The organism is Neolewinella aurantiaca (genome assembly GCF_008014675.1).
GTDB lineage: Bacteria > Bacteroidota > Bacteroidia > Chitinophagales > Saprospiraceae > Neolewinella > Neolewinella aurantiaca.
The window spans coordinates 73,221-90,593 of the sequence record NZ_VOXD01000023.1; the positions used below are offsets into that span (position 1 = coordinate 73,221).

The 17,373-nt window shown below is 52.4% G+C and carries 8 protein-coding genes; 5 read left to right on the forward strand and 3 right to left on the reverse strand.

From position 1 onward, the window contains the following. Positions 1 to 16: 16 nt before the first annotated feature. Entirely contained in the window at positions 17 to 523 is a 507-nt protein-coding gene (locus tag FUA23_RS14910; protein WP_147931552.1) for a hypothetical protein, read from the reverse strand. A gap of 85 nt (positions 524 to 608) precedes the next feature. Further along, complete coding sequence (locus FUA23_RS14915) at positions 609 to 1,559, reverse strand: SDR family oxidoreductase (protein ID WP_147931553.1); 951 nt, start codon at positions 1,557 to 1,559, stop codon at positions 609 to 611. 1,464 nt (positions 1,560 to 3,023) lie between these two features. Between FUA23_RS14915 and FUA23_RS14920 the strand changes: the two genes are divergently transcribed. Both FUA23_RS14920 and FUA23_RS14925 read left to right on the forward strand, forming a co-directional pair. After that, on the forward strand, positions 3,024 to 9,668 hold the full coding sequence (locus FUA23_RS14920) for a DUF4347 domain-containing protein (protein WP_187271071.1): 6,645 nt from the start codon (positions 3,024 to 3,026) through the stop codon (positions 9,666 to 9,668). Positions 9,669 to 10,098: 430 nt separating this feature from the next. After that, a complete protein-coding gene (locus tag FUA23_RS14925; protein ID WP_147931573.1) occupies positions 10,099 to 12,156 on the forward strand; it encodes a S9 family peptidase in 2,058 nt (685 codons plus the stop codon). 106 nt (positions 12,157 to 12,262) lie between these two features. Here the strand turns inward: FUA23_RS14925 and FUA23_RS14930 are convergent, their stop codons facing one another. Continuing rightward, positions 12,263 to 13,264 (reverse strand): LLM class flavin-dependent oxidoreductase, encoded by a 1,002-nt coding sequence (locus FUA23_RS14930; protein ID WP_147931555.1) that lies wholly within the window; start codon positions 13,262 to 13,264, stop codon positions 12,263 to 12,265. A gap of 180 nt (positions 13,265 to 13,444) precedes the next feature. On the opposite strand from FUA23_RS14930, the gene FUA23_RS14935 reads away from it, so the two are divergent. The 3 genes from FUA23_RS14935 (at position 13,445) to FUA23_RS14945 (ending at position 17,236) form a co-directional block, all read left to right on the forward strand. Continuing rightward, the gene (locus FUA23_RS14935; RefSeq protein ID WP_147931556.1) at positions 13,445 to 13,777 is read left to right on the forward strand and encodes a hypothetical protein; all 333 of its coding nucleotides are present in this window, start codon (positions 13,445 to 13,447) and stop codon (positions 13,775 to 13,777) included. Between the two features lie 139 nt (positions 13,778 to 13,916). Next, positions 13,917 to 15,593, forward strand: a complete 1,677-nt coding sequence (locus FUA23_RS14940; protein WP_147931557.1) for an LptF/LptG family permease — start codon at positions 13,917 to 13,919, stop codon at positions 15,591 to 15,593. A gap of 419 nt (positions 15,594 to 16,012) precedes the next feature. Continuing rightward, positions 16,013 to 17,236, forward strand: a complete 1,224-nt coding sequence (locus FUA23_RS14945) for an aspartyl protease family protein (RefSeq protein WP_147931558.1) — start codon at positions 16,013 to 16,015, stop codon at positions 17,234 to 17,236. The last annotated feature ends 137 nt before the right edge of the window (positions 17,237 to 17,373 follow it).

The following is a 17,373-nucleotide window of genomic DNA, read 5'->3' on the forward strand; positions in this document are numbered from 1 at the left end:
TATCAGGGGTTCAATTCTAAAGTTCCTGCTCTGCCTGCAGTAATTCCTTATTGTAGTTATCAATTCTTGCGTAAGCCATGCCATCGATCAACAGAATTACAATCAGCATTCCGATGGTCGTGATCATACTTGCCCGCCAGCCGGGCTTATCGACAAACATTATAACGAAAGCACAAGCAGCAATGATTAGAGGGATGGCGGTGAACACTACGTTTTGGTATTCTTTCAGGGTTCCCTCTACTCTTTTGATCTCTGAATCCACGAAGGCCGAAGGGTCGGCCTTCCAGGCCGATTCAAACTGATGAACCCTAGCCTTATTAGTGAAGAAAAGCCCCAAACCGATGGTCATCAGCAAAGCCCCTGCCACCAAAGCAGGAATAATGTAGGCCCTCGCCATATCTGTTTTCCCCAGTTGCCAAAAACCTATCCCTGCCGCAACAAAGAGTGCCCCGAAAAGAATAAAGAATTGAGTTGAGAAAACTTCGTCTTTCGCCCAGTTAGTAGCTGTTTTTAATATATCCATCGCTATCGGCTTTATTATATATGAAATTAATAAATAAGAATGTTTTGCAGGACCTCAACAGCAGTACTGCATTTAGTTATCGGTTTTACAGTTCCCAGTTGATTCCCGTGGCTTGTTCGGATACAGCCCATAATCTTTCAGCGACAGCTTTGTCTTTGGCGTGTGGCTCCAGGTGGTGTGCGCCAACGGGACCAACCCAATTGTTGCGGCCCGTGGGACCGTAGAAAAGAATTTGGTCCAGGTTATCTTCGGTGGCACACATCAATTCAGGGTAAGCGCCATTCTCTGCCGGTTGGGTCAATGGCGACAGTTTCATCAGTCCAAAAATAATCCTCATCATTAAACTGCCACTCGTAGAAATCAACGATGTCCGGGATGATCCGGGATGACAAGCGTAAACCTTAACGCCGGTTTTGCCGGCCGCTTTCAGTCGGTCCTGTAATTCGTAGACAGACATGATTTGCGCCAACTTACTTTGGCTGTAGGCATCGTTGGGGGTGTAGTCATTATCCCAGTTCATATCGTCGAACTTGATGGTCTTCAGTCCCATATCATAGCCCATACTTCCTACAGTAACGATCCGCCCGTGGGACTTTTCGATCAGCGGAAAGAGTAACCCCTGCAGGGTAAAGTGGCCGTAATGATTCACACCAAGCTGGCTCTCGAAGCCATCAACCGTGAGTTTCCGGGTAGGTACCTGAGCGATAGCGGCATTGCACATAAGGGCATCGATCCGGGACACTTTTTCAAGTACCTCAGCTGCAGCGCGTTTTACCGAAGCCTGCTCACCAAGGTCCATAATTACGGACAAAACGTCGATGTTACTTCCCAGGTCTTTCTTCAGGGTTGCAACGATTTCATCTGCTTTTTGCGGGTTACGGTTCAGCATAACCACTTTCGCTCCTTTGCTGAGCAATATCCGCGCTGCTTCGAACCCCGTGCCGCTGGTTGTTCCCGTTATCACAAAGGTTTTCCCGTTTAGGTTTTCGATTCTGTCAGGCGTCCATCCCGACTTACCAAATTGTGTAGTACTCATGATTGCTTAGTTTTAATGTTTAAAAGCATAGTGCAAAATTAGGGCAAGTAGCTTTTCGCCTCTTACACAGATTTTCGAATCCTGTATACTTTTAAGTAAAATGTATAGGCAAGGCGGGCGGGTTGCTGAGTTTTAGCCCGGGCCGTTCGGCATAAGCAGGCGCGGACGCAGGTGCAAGGCTGGTGGTTAAGAACAGGGTAACGGAGTCGGGATGCAGTACGCCGGTTGACTATCCCCTTAGCCAGCCAGCGGAACAGCAGAGCACGCCCTTGCACACGGGTAAAAGACACAGTCCTGTTATCCCTGTCATTGCACCCGCGGCCGCGCCGGAAAGAAATTTACAGTTCACCCCCAGCTTTGTAACAGACGATGGACTTGGGGTACCAGCGGGCCCAGGCAGAGGATGAAACCTACACCGGGAAGAAGCTCCTGCTAAAAGACGTAGATCCTTAAAAACCCAGCCGTTTGCAACGACCTGATTTCCGGCAAATAGCAAGGAACAAACAGCACGGTTTTATGATCAGGCAAGGGTGCTTCCGTGAAGTCACCCGGTACTCTTTATTATACGGTTCGCATCAGGCGCCATCACTATAAATCAAGACTAAATCCTGAAGGGTGCAAATCAGATTGTCGCGACTTCTCCTCCTCAGCGTAGTGATGTGGGGAGGCAGGGAGAGGTTTGAGCGACAATCTGGTTTGCGCCCGCCCTGAAAACACTTGCAGTCAAGCAGTGAATCGTACGAAAAAGCATATTTATCAAGGCCCGGCGCATCGGAATTCTGATCAGGGATTCGGTCACAACTTACTTGCTATCTTCTTTGAGGCCTTCGAGTTCATCTCCAGCGGTACATTTGCACTACACCATTATTGAAATCACATTCAAGCGCACCATAAATTGGTGATGAATTGCTAAATCTCGTAAGCATACAAATCACAACACCTGGCCGGGGCTGGCCCGATTGTGCCTTAGTTGATGCAACCAACTGAATCAATCAGTTCAAGTTCAAATTTCACTACCGTCTTGTAAAAAAAACTCACAGGCACTTTTTTGCGCAGAAATCCTTATTCAGTGTTACTTGTTTATTTCTTATATTTGCTTGTGAAGTGTAAAATTTGATAATATCCTGACCTGACTTAACTGTTTGTATTTAGAAATGATGGCCATGCGTTTACCATCGCTTAGGTGCGCAGTTATTGGTTTTATTAAGAAGTTTACGCCATCTACACTTTATCCTCTGAAAGTGCTCTCTCAGCATCCTTATTTTACTTTATTTTATCTAGTTTTTCATGAAAAAATTGTACCTATTGCATGCAACAAGCCGGGAGGCTTGTGTGCCTCACCGTCTATTCTCAACGCTGCTTATCAGGAGTGTTTTACAACCCTGGCTGGTAGCATCAGTATTAGCTGTCACCCTGTCCTTTGTTGGGTCAAATCATCAGTTAATAGCCGGTAGTTCTCCGGTCATGTCCGATCCCTGCGCACCCCGGCACTATATAGATGCCAGCGTTGCGGATCCTCTTATTCTCGCCGAAGCTGCTAAGTCTGTTTCCGGTACGGATTTTCATTTATTCTCCCACGGCCGTTCCGGGGAACTCTTCCTGAATGGGAGATGGCGTGGTCCTGAAGCCCTTGCAAAGTGGTTGACGGAAGGTAATCATCTCGTTGGGGTAGATCAGCTCAATATTTACGGCTGTTCGTTCGGCGAGGGGCAAAGAGGCCGTGCTGCGGTGGCACACCTTACAACCGCTCTGGGCATCCTTGTTGCCGCCTCCGATGATATTACCGGCCGCGACGGTGACTGGGAGCTGGAAGTTGGCTCTGGTGGAGATGCGCTGGCCTTCCCTGCTTACAAGCACAACCTGCAGGGCTTTTATGACTGCGCTTCGATTCTGGAGATTCCGAGTTCTGACATCTTCACGGAGCCTGCCCGCTACAGTCATACCAAAATCGTCGATGGCACAACCTATGTTGTTCAACTGGTACAAGATCCGTACAACCTGCCGATTATTAACGGTAGTCCTTCAAATAGTACTGGATTCTCTGAGGTTTATATAGCCATTTTTGACGAAAACTGCAATCAGACCTTAGGAACCTTCCTGCCCGGAAGTTCAGCTAATGAGTTTCCAATGGACATGACCGTTGATGCCGACGGAAATATTCTCGTGGTTGGCGTAACAAATTCAAATGGTCCGACTCCTATCCCAACCACCGACGCTACGCAAGCCAGTGGTGAGAACAGGTTAAGTGCTTACTTGAGCAAGGTCACCCCTACCGGGAATCTTGTTTTTCAAACCCTGGTTACTTCGGATGTGGGCAATGTCACCCCTATTTTCGGTAACTTCGACAGCCAACATATAGCTGTGGGGGACGACGGTTCTGTATTTATTTCCCTAATTGGGCAGACGGGGGCATCCGGAATTCTCACCACCGACGGCAGTACCCCCGGGGCGGGGGAGCAATTCATTATTGCCAGGCGCTATGATCCGAACGGGGGGCTGGTATATTCCAGAATCATCGATTATAGCGGTCGTGAATTGGTCTCGGGTATGGTTGTAACGGGAACCAGTATGTGGATTGGTGGAGATACACGGTCATCAGATTTCATGACAACGGACGGCACTACCTTCGCAGGAGGGCCGGATGATGTCTACCTCATTAAGCTCAACCCTGACGGAACAACTGCCCTAAGCACTTTAATTGGTGGTAGCGGTGATGATGCGCCACCTTTTCTCATTACTGACGGGAGTGCCGTTTATGCTGTTGAAGAAACCAACTCCAGCGATTTCGTAACAACGACCGGCGTAACCTATGACGGTGCAGATGACTCGTTCTACGCTATCAAGTATAACAGCGATGGTACCCTTGCTTACACTACTTTGATTAATGCCGATCAGGATGTCTCCTTCAGCGGCACTTCAGGATTATTTGTGCGAGACGGAGCTTTGTACTTCTCCGGCCAGGTAAACGGCGACCCGGGGGCGCTCTTTCCCGCTAATGCTTGTACTCCTTTCGTGGGAAGTGACCCTGCGGCAGCCAATACGGCAGTTGTGAAGCTGGACGTAAACGGCAACGTTGCCTACGCCAGTTTGCTGGGGGGCGCTGACGCAAAAATTTTCGTAAATGCCGCTGGTGAGGCCTTCATCCTCTCCGAAACGGGTGATATCACCAACAACTTTACCACGGACGGCTCCGTAGGAAGATCGGGCACCGATGATATTTACCTGGCTAAGTTGGACGCCAACGGCTGTATTTGTCTGGGTAGCTACCTCAATGATTTAGGGAGCGGTGATCCGGGCGGAAGGGCCAACAATTCCGACATCTACGTTGACGACGAAACCGTTTATTTCACCATCCTGGACAGTGATCTAAGTACGGACGGAACGGTGAGCTTCCCCGATCAGAACAACCCCGCCCTGATCAAGTACAGTTTCTGCCCGCCAACGCCTACCTTGACTCCCAGCCCACTGACCCCAGATAACCAGTCAGTTTGTATCAATGGCTTAGTGGAACAAATCCTTGCAGCCCCCCACGAAATTGATGCTTCCGGAGAAGTTCCCATTTTCATAAATGGCGCACGACGGAGCCAAAGCGATATCCCTCTCGTTTACCAATGGCAATTTGCTCCGGGCCCGACAGGCCCCTGGTCTGATGTTGAGGGGCCGCTGGGGCTGGGACAGAACTACTCGCCGCCGGTCACTGGTCTGGACATCTACTACCGGAGACTTACGAGCAATTTCGAATGTTGTGGTGGCGAAGTAATATCAATCAGCGAAACTGCATCGATTCTGGTCGGTACTGACGAAGCCCCCGACGTCGATGCAGGCGGTGTATTCTACACCTGCCCCGGTACGCCGGTAATGATCGGAGGAGCACCTACTGCCTCGGGTGGCTCGGGAGGCGGCTACGTTTATGATTGGAACGATGGTGCCTTTACAATAGCAAACCCAACGGTGAGCCCCACGGAGAGTACAATCTACACAGTCAGAGTAACCGACGGAGCTGGTTGTATCCAGGCAGATCAGGCCACAGTTGTCGTTTATACCGCAGATGCCGGAGAGGATGAGGGCATCTGTAACGGTGAATCGGTTACTATTGGAGGCCCTGCAGTGATGGGCCTCACGATAGTGGATGAAGGCAACCCTGTTGCCAATGAATACAGCATTGCGTACACCTGGACGGGAAATACCGCAACCCTTAGTTGTACAAACTGCCCTAACCCCGTTGCCTCACCGGGAGATGGTACCACCGAAACCTATACCCTGACGGTGACCCTGTACTACCCCAATGGAACCTCATGTTCCTCTACGGATATGATGAACGTAACGACTACTGAATCAACAATTCCATCCGGCTTTGCGGGTCCGGACATCGTCGCTTGTGTGGGGGAAGAAGTAGTAATTGGTTCCGCCGCTGAGCCTGGCTATACTTACTCCTGGGCACCAGGTGTTTTCCTCTCTTCAACCAGTGGAATGCTGGATCAATCTATGCTGACGTTTAGTGTTCCAATTCCGGATGATGATGATCCAACCCTATTTCCGGATGATATTCCCAACCCCATCACCTATACGGTTGCAGCAGAAATCAATGGCTGTGTTACCTATGATCAGGTGTCGGTTTACGTGATCGAAGCACGCGCTGATGAAGTGATAGAAAGCGACACCATGTGTGGACCGAGAACGCTGGGAGAAATTGACCGTACACCTGATATAGACGAAACCTACAGTTGGCGGGTCATCTCGTCTACTGGGGACAACAGTATGTTTTTAGGCCCTACGGATGGCCCGCGGGTTCCTGTTTCAGGCAACAACGCAGGAATGACGGCTTACGAACTTACCGTAAGTTATACGTCTCCTTCAGGTGCTATGGGAGTATGCCGTGACACTAGTTATGTTCCACCTTGTGGGTGTGTTGTTGAGGCTGAAGTAGAGGACGGAGGTTGTGCTGACTTTGACTCCGGAAACGTAGGTATACTCGCTTATGCGTCTTCTTCAGCCGACGGGCCCGGGCCCGCAGATTTTGATTACACCTGGACACCGATGGCGGGCCTGAACCGCTATGACAGTAGTTACGTAGAACTCACAGACAATGTAGCGCGAACCTACACCGTTCAGGCCGTTAGTAAGACAGATCCTAATTTCAGTTGTACCGTGGAGGTTCCGGTCAATCAGGTGAATTTTTCTACGCCGACTTTTAACGCCACCTCTCCCATAATCGGCTGTCCCGACGAACCTGTAAACATTGGTGATCCGGTGGCCCTCCCGGGCATCCTCTATGAATGGTCTCCCGCCCAGGGCTTAAACGATCCCAATGTTTCGAACCCGGAAGCAACGATTGTGGTCAGTACTGAATACACCGTAACCGTGACCGACGCCGTTACCGGCTGTGAATTTCTGGACACTGTTTTTGTCGAAGTAGGCCAGGCAGCTGCGGCAGGTGGAGACATTTATGTTTGTGATAACGGAGTCGTTACCCTCGGTACAAACGAAGATCGCTCTGCTGAAGGGTATTCCTACAGTTGGACACCGATCCTTCCAGCAGGAGATTACCGTAACGGAACCAATCAAAACAGTGCTCAGCCCGAGGTATTCATAACGACTAACCAGACCTTTACGCTGACAGTTACCGGGCCGGCACCTACCAGTTGTATGAGTACAGATATGGTAAACGTTATCGTTGAGCCAACTCCCGGTTCGATAACTTTATCGGACATAGAATTCTGTCCATCCAGCTCAAACATAGTTCTGGGGTACACGGGTGGGGCCACATCCGGCACGAATGAAGTACCCACAGGCTTTGGCTACCAGTGGTCTCCCGGAGCATTGCTCAACGATCCTACCTTGAGAAACCCGACGGTAAATTCTCCACTGCCTTCCAGTGACATCACATTTACCCTGGAACTGAGGTCCGCCAGCGGTGGTTGCTCGTCCGAAGCAACCCAACAACTTCTGCTGTCTTCGTCTATCGTTCCACCCGAAACGACAAATGGCGTTGTTTGTGTTGATGAATCAATAAGCATAGGTTCTGCGGCTAATACTACCGGCCCAGGTATCAGCTATCAGTGGTTGCCGAACGATGGCAACCTCTCTGATCCGAACTCTCCAAACCCAAGCTTTTCCAGTTCTACCACGGGTAGGTTTACCTATACTGTTACCCGAAACGACAACGGATGCGCTACTACGGGTGAGGTAACAGTCAACGTAGTGGAAGTGAATGCACCACCGCTGCAAAATGAGGTGATTTGCCAGGGCGATCCTGTAGTACTGGGTCCAGCCATTCCGGAAGCAGGTGTATCCTACGAATGGTCTCCCGCTACCGGGCTGGATGATCCGTTCATTGCCAACCCGACATTCACCGGTACTATGACAACCACGTTTACTTTAACGGTTGTCAACTCACAGGGGTGTACCGATGAGGCGGTCGCTACGGTAGTCGTCAATCCTCCTCCCACCTTTATGGTTTCCCTGCCGGACACCACTCCGGTGTGTGATCCGACCACAACCACCAGCATTGTACTGGACGCATCCGTAGAACCTGCGGGAGACTATGCTTACCGTTGGACACCAACCGCCAACCTGAGCAGCGCCAGCGTATTGAACCCTACTTTCTTCGTCCCGGGCCCCGGCCAGTACGAATACGTACTGGAAGTTATTGACAATACAACAGGATGCTCTATCAGGGACACTACACTGATTCTGACGGATGCCAGTTTCATGACTCCAATGGCCACTATTAATGACCCCGATGATCAATGTGTCAATGGAACCGACATGGCATTCGTTGGCGGCCCCGCAGTGGGTACTGTTGCTGGTGATATGGGCGTATTCAGCGTAAGTCCTGCTACAGCGGCATTTACCGATGCCGGCGATGGCACAGCGATTCTTGATGTAAGTGCTGCCGCGCCCGGAACCTACCAGGTCAGCTATACTTACTTTACCGAAAGTGGTTGTGATGACGTAGCAACAAGCACTGTGGAAGTATTTGGTCTGCCCACCGTTACGCTCAATGATCCCGCCGATCAGTGTATCGACGGAACGGATATGACTTTCATGGGAACCCCTGCCCCCGGCACAGTTATTGGTGATATGGGCGTGTTCAGTATAAGTCCTGTCACGGCGGCATTCACCGATGCCGGAGATGGTACAGCAACCCTCGATGTAAGTGATGCCACCCCGGGAACCTACCAGGTCAGCTACACTTACACCAACGAAAACGGCTGTGACGACGTCGCCATGAGTACCGTGGAGGTCTTTGCGCCCCCTGTCGTTACCCTCAATGATCCGGATGATCAGTGTATTGACGGAATGGACATGATCTTCACCGGTAGTCCCACTGTTGGTGCAGCAATTGGCGATATGGGCGTATTCAGTATAAGCCCCGCTACGGTAGCATTTACGGACGCCGGAGATGGTACAGCAACCCTCGATGTAAGTGCGGCAGGCGCCGGAGCCTACCAGGTCAGCTACACTTACACTAACGAAAATGGTTGTACTAGTGTGGCGATGAGCTCAGTTGAGGTCTTCGCGCTGCCCGTGGTCACCCTCAACGATCCCGACGATGAGTGTACTGACGGAACCGACATGACCTTCACGGGCAACCCCGCCGTAGGTACCGGAGCCGGAGATATGAGCGTATTTGCCATAAGCCCCGAAACGACGGCATTTACCGATGCAGGAAACGGTACGGCCACCCTTGACGTAAGCGGTACGGCTCCCGGAACCTATCAGGTCACCTATACCTATACCAACGAAAACGGTTGTGTAGGTATGGCCACAAGCTCCGTAGAGATTTTCGCACCTCCGGTTGTAATCGTTGCTCCTCCGGCTACAATTTGTAGTACACAGCCCATCGACCTGACGGTTGGAGCATCCATTTCGCCGAATACTTTAGGAGGAACCTGGAGTAGTTCCGGTAACGGAAACTTTACCTCGGGAACCGACTTTGCTACTGCAACCAGCTACATTCCTGGTTCAGAGGATATCGCAGCGGGTGAGGTTACGCTTACTCTGACGAGTGATGATCCGGCCGGGCCATGTGGAACCTCAAGCGAATCGGTAACCTTCCAGATTCTCAACGTGGATTGTGGCCAATTCCTTTGGGACGGTAATTAGAACCAACAATCATCATCGTCCTTCCTGAGAGGAAAAGAGAAATGGGTCCGGAAATCTCCGGGCCCATTTCTGTTTACCTCCTAAGTAAAGTCTATTATGGAATCAGAATAGCAAGTCATCACAAAAAGACCAGCTTTCAGGCCGCCACCGGATTGAGCCTTTGTCTGGCAGTGTCCCGAAAACCCTTCTTTGCACCTGCGACCGCGCCTTTTCATGAGTCATGAGTCAGGAGTTGACAGTACCCCGTCGCTTCTTCCTCCTTGGGGGCCAGGAGGCAATAGCGATGTACAGTGCTAATGGCCCTAAAAACAACAATTTCGTTTCGGCCCTTCAACCCTCCCCGCTCCGGCGCGTTTTCGTCAGGCACACTCCACCATGCGGCGGTGTTACCCGACCAAATTACCAACTGACCAACGAACTACCCATCAATATGCTCCCTCCTAAGGCCAAGAAAATTTCCAAGACCCTCACCGCTCATCAGCACGACCGCCAAGACGATTATTACTGGCTCAACCAACGTGAAGACCCGGAAGTGATTAAGTACCTGGAAGCAGAAAATGCCTATTTCGAGGCGCGCACGCAGGTGCAAAGTGGGTTGAGAGAAGAGCTCTTTCAGGAAATCAAGGGCCGCATCAAAGAGGACGACAGCAGCGTACCTTACGTAAAAGATGGTTACGAATACCAAACCAAGTACGAAACCGGCGACCAATACCCCCGGTACCTCCGCCGCAAACTCGACGAGACCGAGCCAGAAACAATGCTCGACGTCAACGAAATGGCCGAGCCGTACGATTTCTACAACGTTGGTGGCCTCAGCATTACCGACGACAACCGGTACCTCGCCTACGGCGAAGACACCATCAGCCGCCGCATCTATACTATCCACATCAAGGACCTGCTCACCGGCCAAAACCTGCCCGATCAGATCCCCAACACCACCGGCAGCTCCGTCTGGAGTGCCGATGGCCAGTACCTCTTCTATTCCGTGAAGGACGAAGCCCTGCGCCCCTACAAAATCATGCGCCATAAGCTCGGTACTGCACCCCAGGACGATGCCGTGATCTACGAAGAGCCGGATGAAACCTTCCGTGCCTTCGTCGGCCGTTCCAAATCTAAAAAGTGGATCGTGATCGGTTCTGCTCAAACGGTTTCTACCGAGTACCACCTCCTGCGTGCCGACGACCCGCTGGGCGAGCTCCGTGTTTTCCAGCCCCGCGAACGCGACCTCGAATACAGCATCGCTCACATCGACGAGCGCTTCTACATCCTTACCAATAAGGACGCCAGGAACTTCCAGCTGATGGTCACTCACGAAGACCAGACCAGCAAGGAGCACTGGCAGACCGTTATCCCCCACCGCGAAGACACTCTGCTCGAAGACGTCGACCTGTTCAAAAAATTCCTCGTCCTCAGCGAACGCACCAACGGGCTCACGCAACTGCGCATCCTCTCCGACGACGGCAGTAGCAGCAGCAGCAAGTCTGATATCGCATATCAATCCGATCACTACCTCCAATTCCCCGACGAGGCCTACATGGCGTACACCTCCGTCAATCCCGAATTCGATTCCGAAACGCTCCGCTTCGGCTACCAGTCAATGACTACTCCGGCCAGCACCTACGATTACAACATGATTACACGGGAGCAAACGCTCCTGAAACAGCAACCCGTTCTCGGTGAGTTCGATTCCGCCGACTACGTCAGCGAGCGCCGCTTCTCCGAGAGTCGCGATGGTACGAAAGTTCCCCTCAGCATTGTTTACCACAAAGACACCCCGAAGGATGGTTCTGCGCCTCTGCTCCTCTATGCCTACGGTAGCTATGGCCACAGCATGGACCCCTACTTTTCCGTTGCGCGCCTGAGCCTGCTCAACCGTTGGTTCATCTTCGTAATCGCCCACATCCGCGGCGGTGAAGAAATGGGTCGCCACTGGTACGAAGACGGTAAACTGCTGAAGAAGAAGAATACCTTCACTGATTTCATCGACGCCGCCGAATGGCTTTTGGCGAACGATTACACTACCCAATCCGGTCTCTTTGCCATGGGCGGCAGTGCCGGCGGACTCCTGATGGGCGCGGTCGCCAATATGCGCCCCGACCTCTGGAAAGGTGTTGTTGCTCAGGTTCCCTTTGTCGATGTGGTTACAACAATGCTCGATGATTCTATTCCACTCACTACCGGCGAGTACGACGAGTGGGGTAACCCCAACGAAAAGGAATACTACGACTACATCCTTAGCTACAGCCCCTACGACCAGGTAGAAGCCAAAGACTATCCTAATATGCTCGTTACCACCGGCCTGCACGACAGCCAGGTGCAGTACTGGGAACCCGCCAAGTGGGTCGCCCGCCTCCGTGAACTCAAAACCGACGACAACGAACTGCTGCTGCACACCGACATGAAGGTCGGTCACGGTGGTGCGTCGGGCCGCTTCGACTCCATCAGGGACGTGGCGCGGGATTACGCCTGGATCCTGTCTAAAGTGTAGAATTCCGGTAGAGAAACTATTTTCCGGCTCCCCACCAGCTATGTGATCTGAGGTCGCTTACATCTGCTTTCACCGTAGGTAAATGCGATCGGCAGGGCCACCATAACTACCCAACGCGGGGTTTCACCTCCCGGCCGATCAGCTCTATAGCCCGGCAGAGATCTTCGTGGCCGATCCCGGCGTCCATCTGGAAGGTGAAACGATCAATTCCGCCAAGCGCCTCGGCGTGGCGTCGGATTTTGGCGGCAACTTTTTCCAGGTTGCCCACCACCAGAGCGCCGGTCTTTCCGGTCTGGGCCATGTAACTGTGCATCGTTACCGGCCCGAAACCGCGCTCTTCTCCGATTTTAGTGAACATTTCCTGGTAGCCGGGGAAATAAGTTTCGTGGGCCAGCTCGGTGGTTTTCGCTACGTAGCCCAGAGAGTGCAGCCCGACCTTGAGCGTTTCGGGAGCGTGCCCGGCCTCGGCACCAGCAGCCCGGTAAGCATCGATAAGTGGCCGAAAGCGGTGGGTTTCACCACCGATCACAGCAACCATCAGCGGCAGGCCAAGCGTTCCTGCCCGCACGAAGGATGCGGGCGTACCGCCTACTCCCAGCCAAACCGGCAATTTCTTTTGTACCGGCCGGGGGTATACGGCCTGTTCCTCGAGGGGAGCACGAAACCGGCCCGACCAGGTGATTGTCTCCTCATCGCGGATACGAAGCAATAGCTCAAGTTTTTCACGGAACAGCGGATCATAATCACCGAGACGGTAACCGAACAGCGGAAATGCCTCCGTGAAAGAACCGCGGCCGGCAACGATTTCAGCACGGCCGTTGCTGATCAGGTCCAGTGTCGCATAGTTTTGAAAAACCCGGACAGGATCGGCGGCACTGATGACCGTTACGGCCGATCCCAACCTGATCCTGGTTGTTTTGGCTGCTGCTGCCGCAAGGATCATATGCGCCGCCGAATCAAGAAATTCGGCGCGGTGGTGCTCCCCGAGACCGAAGTAATCCAGTCCTTCCTGATCGCTCAGAACAATACGGTCAATAAGCTCCCCGATGGCCATGGCCCGGTCAGAAGCGGGAGGAGTAGCGGCAAAAGAATCGATTCCAATTTCCATAATATGATAATGAGTTAACGCCCGGCATGAATTCAGTTTCCAGAGCAGGACTGTTTTCTGACGTTACAGGCCGTGAAAAGTTCAATTGGTCACCCACCGGTCCTCCTCGTCCCCCCACCCTTGCATATTGCCCAGCGAACATCCCCGGCGGTCCCTTCCGTTTAAAAGAATAAAAACGTTATGCTAACTATCCTGCTCCAATCCAACGAATTAGCCGAAGATGCATACTGGCTTGCCGGTGCCGCGGTCATCATCCTTATTGCTGCGCTCTACTTCCGCAAAATTCTCGCGGACCGCGCAAAGCGCAAAGAAATTCTGCACGATCCCCGCTCCCACGTCGTCAATGATTCCAATTACAACATCAACCGCGAAGGCATCGATGGTCACCGTGATCAGGCCCTGAACGCCAACGAAGCCCGTCAGGCCGTCGAGACCCTCAAAGAAACCGAGGAGATACCCAGCCGGGAAGAATTCACAGAATTACGTAAAGACATGGATAAAGAGGCAAGGTAGAAAACTTAAAGACTGTACTTTTGCAGATTCAGAAACCAAAACACCATCAGGCAACGTTTCTGTCTGACCACCGTGTCATTGTATTACGCATCAATAAATTCCAGTCTTTATTCCCTTGCTTACCAAGTTAGACAAACTGATGGCAAAATCTTTCGCAGGGCCCTTCGTGGTAACCTTCGCGATTGCTGTCTTTGTACTCATGATGCAGGTGCTATGGCTTTACCTCGACGATATTGCGGGCAAAGGCCTCGGTTTTTTTACGGTCATCGAACTGATGTCCTATAAATGTGTCGGTCTCGTACCACTCGCTCTGCCGCTCGCCTTACTCATTTCGTCCGTCATGGTACTGGGCGGGATGGCCGAACATTACGAGCTTTCGAGTTTCAAATCTGCCGGGGTAAGTTTGCTGCGCGTCATGCGGACCCTCATCATTTTCGGGGTAATTTCTTCGGCGGTCAGTTTCAGCATTGCTGATTACGTAATCCCCGCAGCGAACCTGCAGTTCGGAGCCAGGATGTACGACATCCAGCAAAAGAAGCCTACGCTGAACATGGAACCGGGTGTGTTCAACGAAGACTTCAACCAGTTCGCGATCCGGCTCGGTGGCCGGGAGGAAGACGGCCGTAACATCAGCGATGTACTTATTTACGACCACACCAAGGCCGCTACGGGTGAGCTGGGCCAGATTACCGCCAATACCGGAGAGATGTACTCCGCCGACGACGGGCGCCTTTTTGTGATGAAGCTCTACGATGGTGTACAGTACTCCGAGCAGCGCCCGGGAGGGAAAAACGGGGAATCCCGCCCTTTCGTCCGTACCTCTTTCAAGAGTTACACCAAAGTATTCGACCTGAGTGAGTTTAACCTCGGCGTCACCAACAGAAAGCTTTTCAGCACCAACCGGTCGATGCTTGCTACCTGGCAGTTGCAGATTGGGGTAGACTCCATAGATACCGATATCGCCATCCGGAAACAGACCATCAGCAACCATATGGTCAATTACCTCCCGATGCTAAAAAAAGACACCATTACCTACCGGGAGAAGCCTCCCGAAGTGGAAGATGACCCGGACAAATACGGGACCCGGCCCGATGATGAGTCCGAAAATGAAGCAGCCGCCAGGCGGGATTCTTCCCGCAGAGCCGCCAATGCATCGGTTGCCCGTGGCACCACGATCCAGCGTGTTAGTACCCGGGCCGAAACCGAAGAGAAGCCTGAAGTTGAAGACAGATCACCGGTGATCCTCAAAGACCGACGTACGGAAGCCCGCGAAAAAGCGCTTGCTCATCCGCTCGTTACCGGTGCAGAAAACTGGAACGGCATCAACAGCCTCATCGACAGTGTGAGCACTACCGTCAGCGACCGGATGATGAACCGCGCCCGCTCTGCGGTGCGTTCCATCAGCGGCCAGGCTAAAGCCGCCGAACGTATTTTGCCGGGTATTCGCGAAAGCAGGGTCAAGCACATCTACGACCTGCACATGAAGTATTCCATGGCGCTCGTCTGCATCATCTTCATTTTCATCGGCGCTCCTATGGGCGCCATCGTGCGCAAGGGAGGCTTTGGGTATCCGATTCTGGTCAGCATCATATTTTTCGTCATTTTCATCATCCTGACCATCTTCTGCCGCAAACTGGCGGAGAGTTTTGTGGTCGACGCCGCCGTTGCGGGCTGGCTGCCGTGCATTATCCTTTTCCCCGTCAGCCTGTACATTACTACCCGGGCAATGAAGGACGCCAAACTGGTTAATCTGGATGGCATCAAGAGCGCCTTTTCAAAGCTATTCAGCAAAATCAGCAGCAAATCCGAAGCCTGATCACGGATCATGATCAGGCGCGGACGCAGGTGCCGCGTGAGTTTTCAAAAGGAAACCGTTGTGCCTCTCGCCGCTGTTCTCCGGCAGTTATCCACTATCATTTATGACCTAAGCTTCGCAGAACGAGCAATGCCCTACCCCACCCGGCACCTGCGTCAGCGCCCCCTCATCCATGCAGAAAAGACGACTAACGAAAATTTAAAATCAATCCATCTTCTCACGGCAACGGAGTAAGCACGCGAAATTTCCGTTATATTAACGGCGTGTTAGTAAATGTTCTCCTTAAAGTCACTTCATCACTATTATCGAACGTCCCGCCCCCTGGCCGCCGGACGAGAGCAACGCCGCGCCGCATTTTTCCTACGGCCCGCCCCTCACGATCGTCCACCACAAAGAGACACCGACGCCACGGCCTGCGGATGATCATCCTGCCTATCCTCCTTTTTATTTCCCAGGCCGCCGGCCTGGCCCAACGGACCGATCTCAAGATACTGGGCAAACACAAGCGCATCGAATTGCCCTTCTTCATGGAGAACGACTTCATTGTTATCGAGGTACTACTGGATAATATAGTCCCCGTCAGGTTTATCATCGACACGGGTGCCGAAAACACGATTCTCCTGGAGAAAAAACTTACCGATATGCTGAACGTCGATTACCGCCGAACCTTTCAGGTTCGCGGATCAGACGTAGACAACCTCCTGACGGCTCACTTGGCTACCGGCGTAGACCTCCGCCTGGCCGACCGCCTCCTGGCCCGCAACCGCTCTATTCTCGTCCTGGGTGAGAACTACTTCGACTTCGAGCGCCTGACCGGAACCAGCATTCAAGGCATTCTCGGAGCCGACTTTCTTATGCGCTTTACGGTAGAATTCGATTTCCGCCGGCAGGTCGTGATTCTTCATGAACCCAACGACTGGGACCCCAGCAAACGACACGTTGAAGTTCCTGCAGAGTTTGTCCGCAACCGGCCTTACCTCCACATTCCTGTCAGTGTAACCGGAACGGATTCATCCCCGCGAAGGCTGTTGCTCGATTCAGGTGCCGGCCTTACGTTGCTTATGCACACCTTCGGCGACAGTACCGATGTTGATCTGCCCCAGCTCACCGTGCCTACGTACATTGCCAACGGCCTGGGCGGAAATCTGCAGGGCAGCGTTGGCAGGGCCAGGAAAATTGCTTTGGCCGACAAACAACTCGAGAACGTAATTACTTATTTCCAGCCCCTGGACACCATCGGCCTGCGGTACCTCAACGGGCGCGAGGGCATCATCGGTAATCAGATCCTGCGACGATTCAACGTTGTGATCAACTACAATTTCCAAAAAGTATGGCTCCAGCCCGAAGGTTCACGGTGGCGGAATAAATTCCAGTTTGATCGTTCCGGACTCACCGTTTTGGCGGGGGGGCATAATCTGCGGACGTACACCGTGGCCAGCGTGGTCCCCGGCAGCCCAGCCGACCTTGCCGGTTTACAAGTACGTGACCGGATCGTTGCGGTCAACGGCAAATCGGTTGGCTTCATGACGCTGAGCGGCATCCTCAAAAAACTGGTCGGCAAACCGGGAAAGCGGGTAAAAATCCGCTACGCCCGGGCGGGAGAGTATCAGGTTGTTCGTTTTAAGCTGAGGGACCTTATCTGACGTTACGGGCCAGGGCTCAGCCGGGCAAATCCTTTACACAAACTCAGGAAGCTCATTCACCAGCCTAAATTACCGGTTCGCGTAGTGCCGGTGGCGTGGTAATACCGGGGGGAGCAACTTTGCTCCGAACCCAAAAC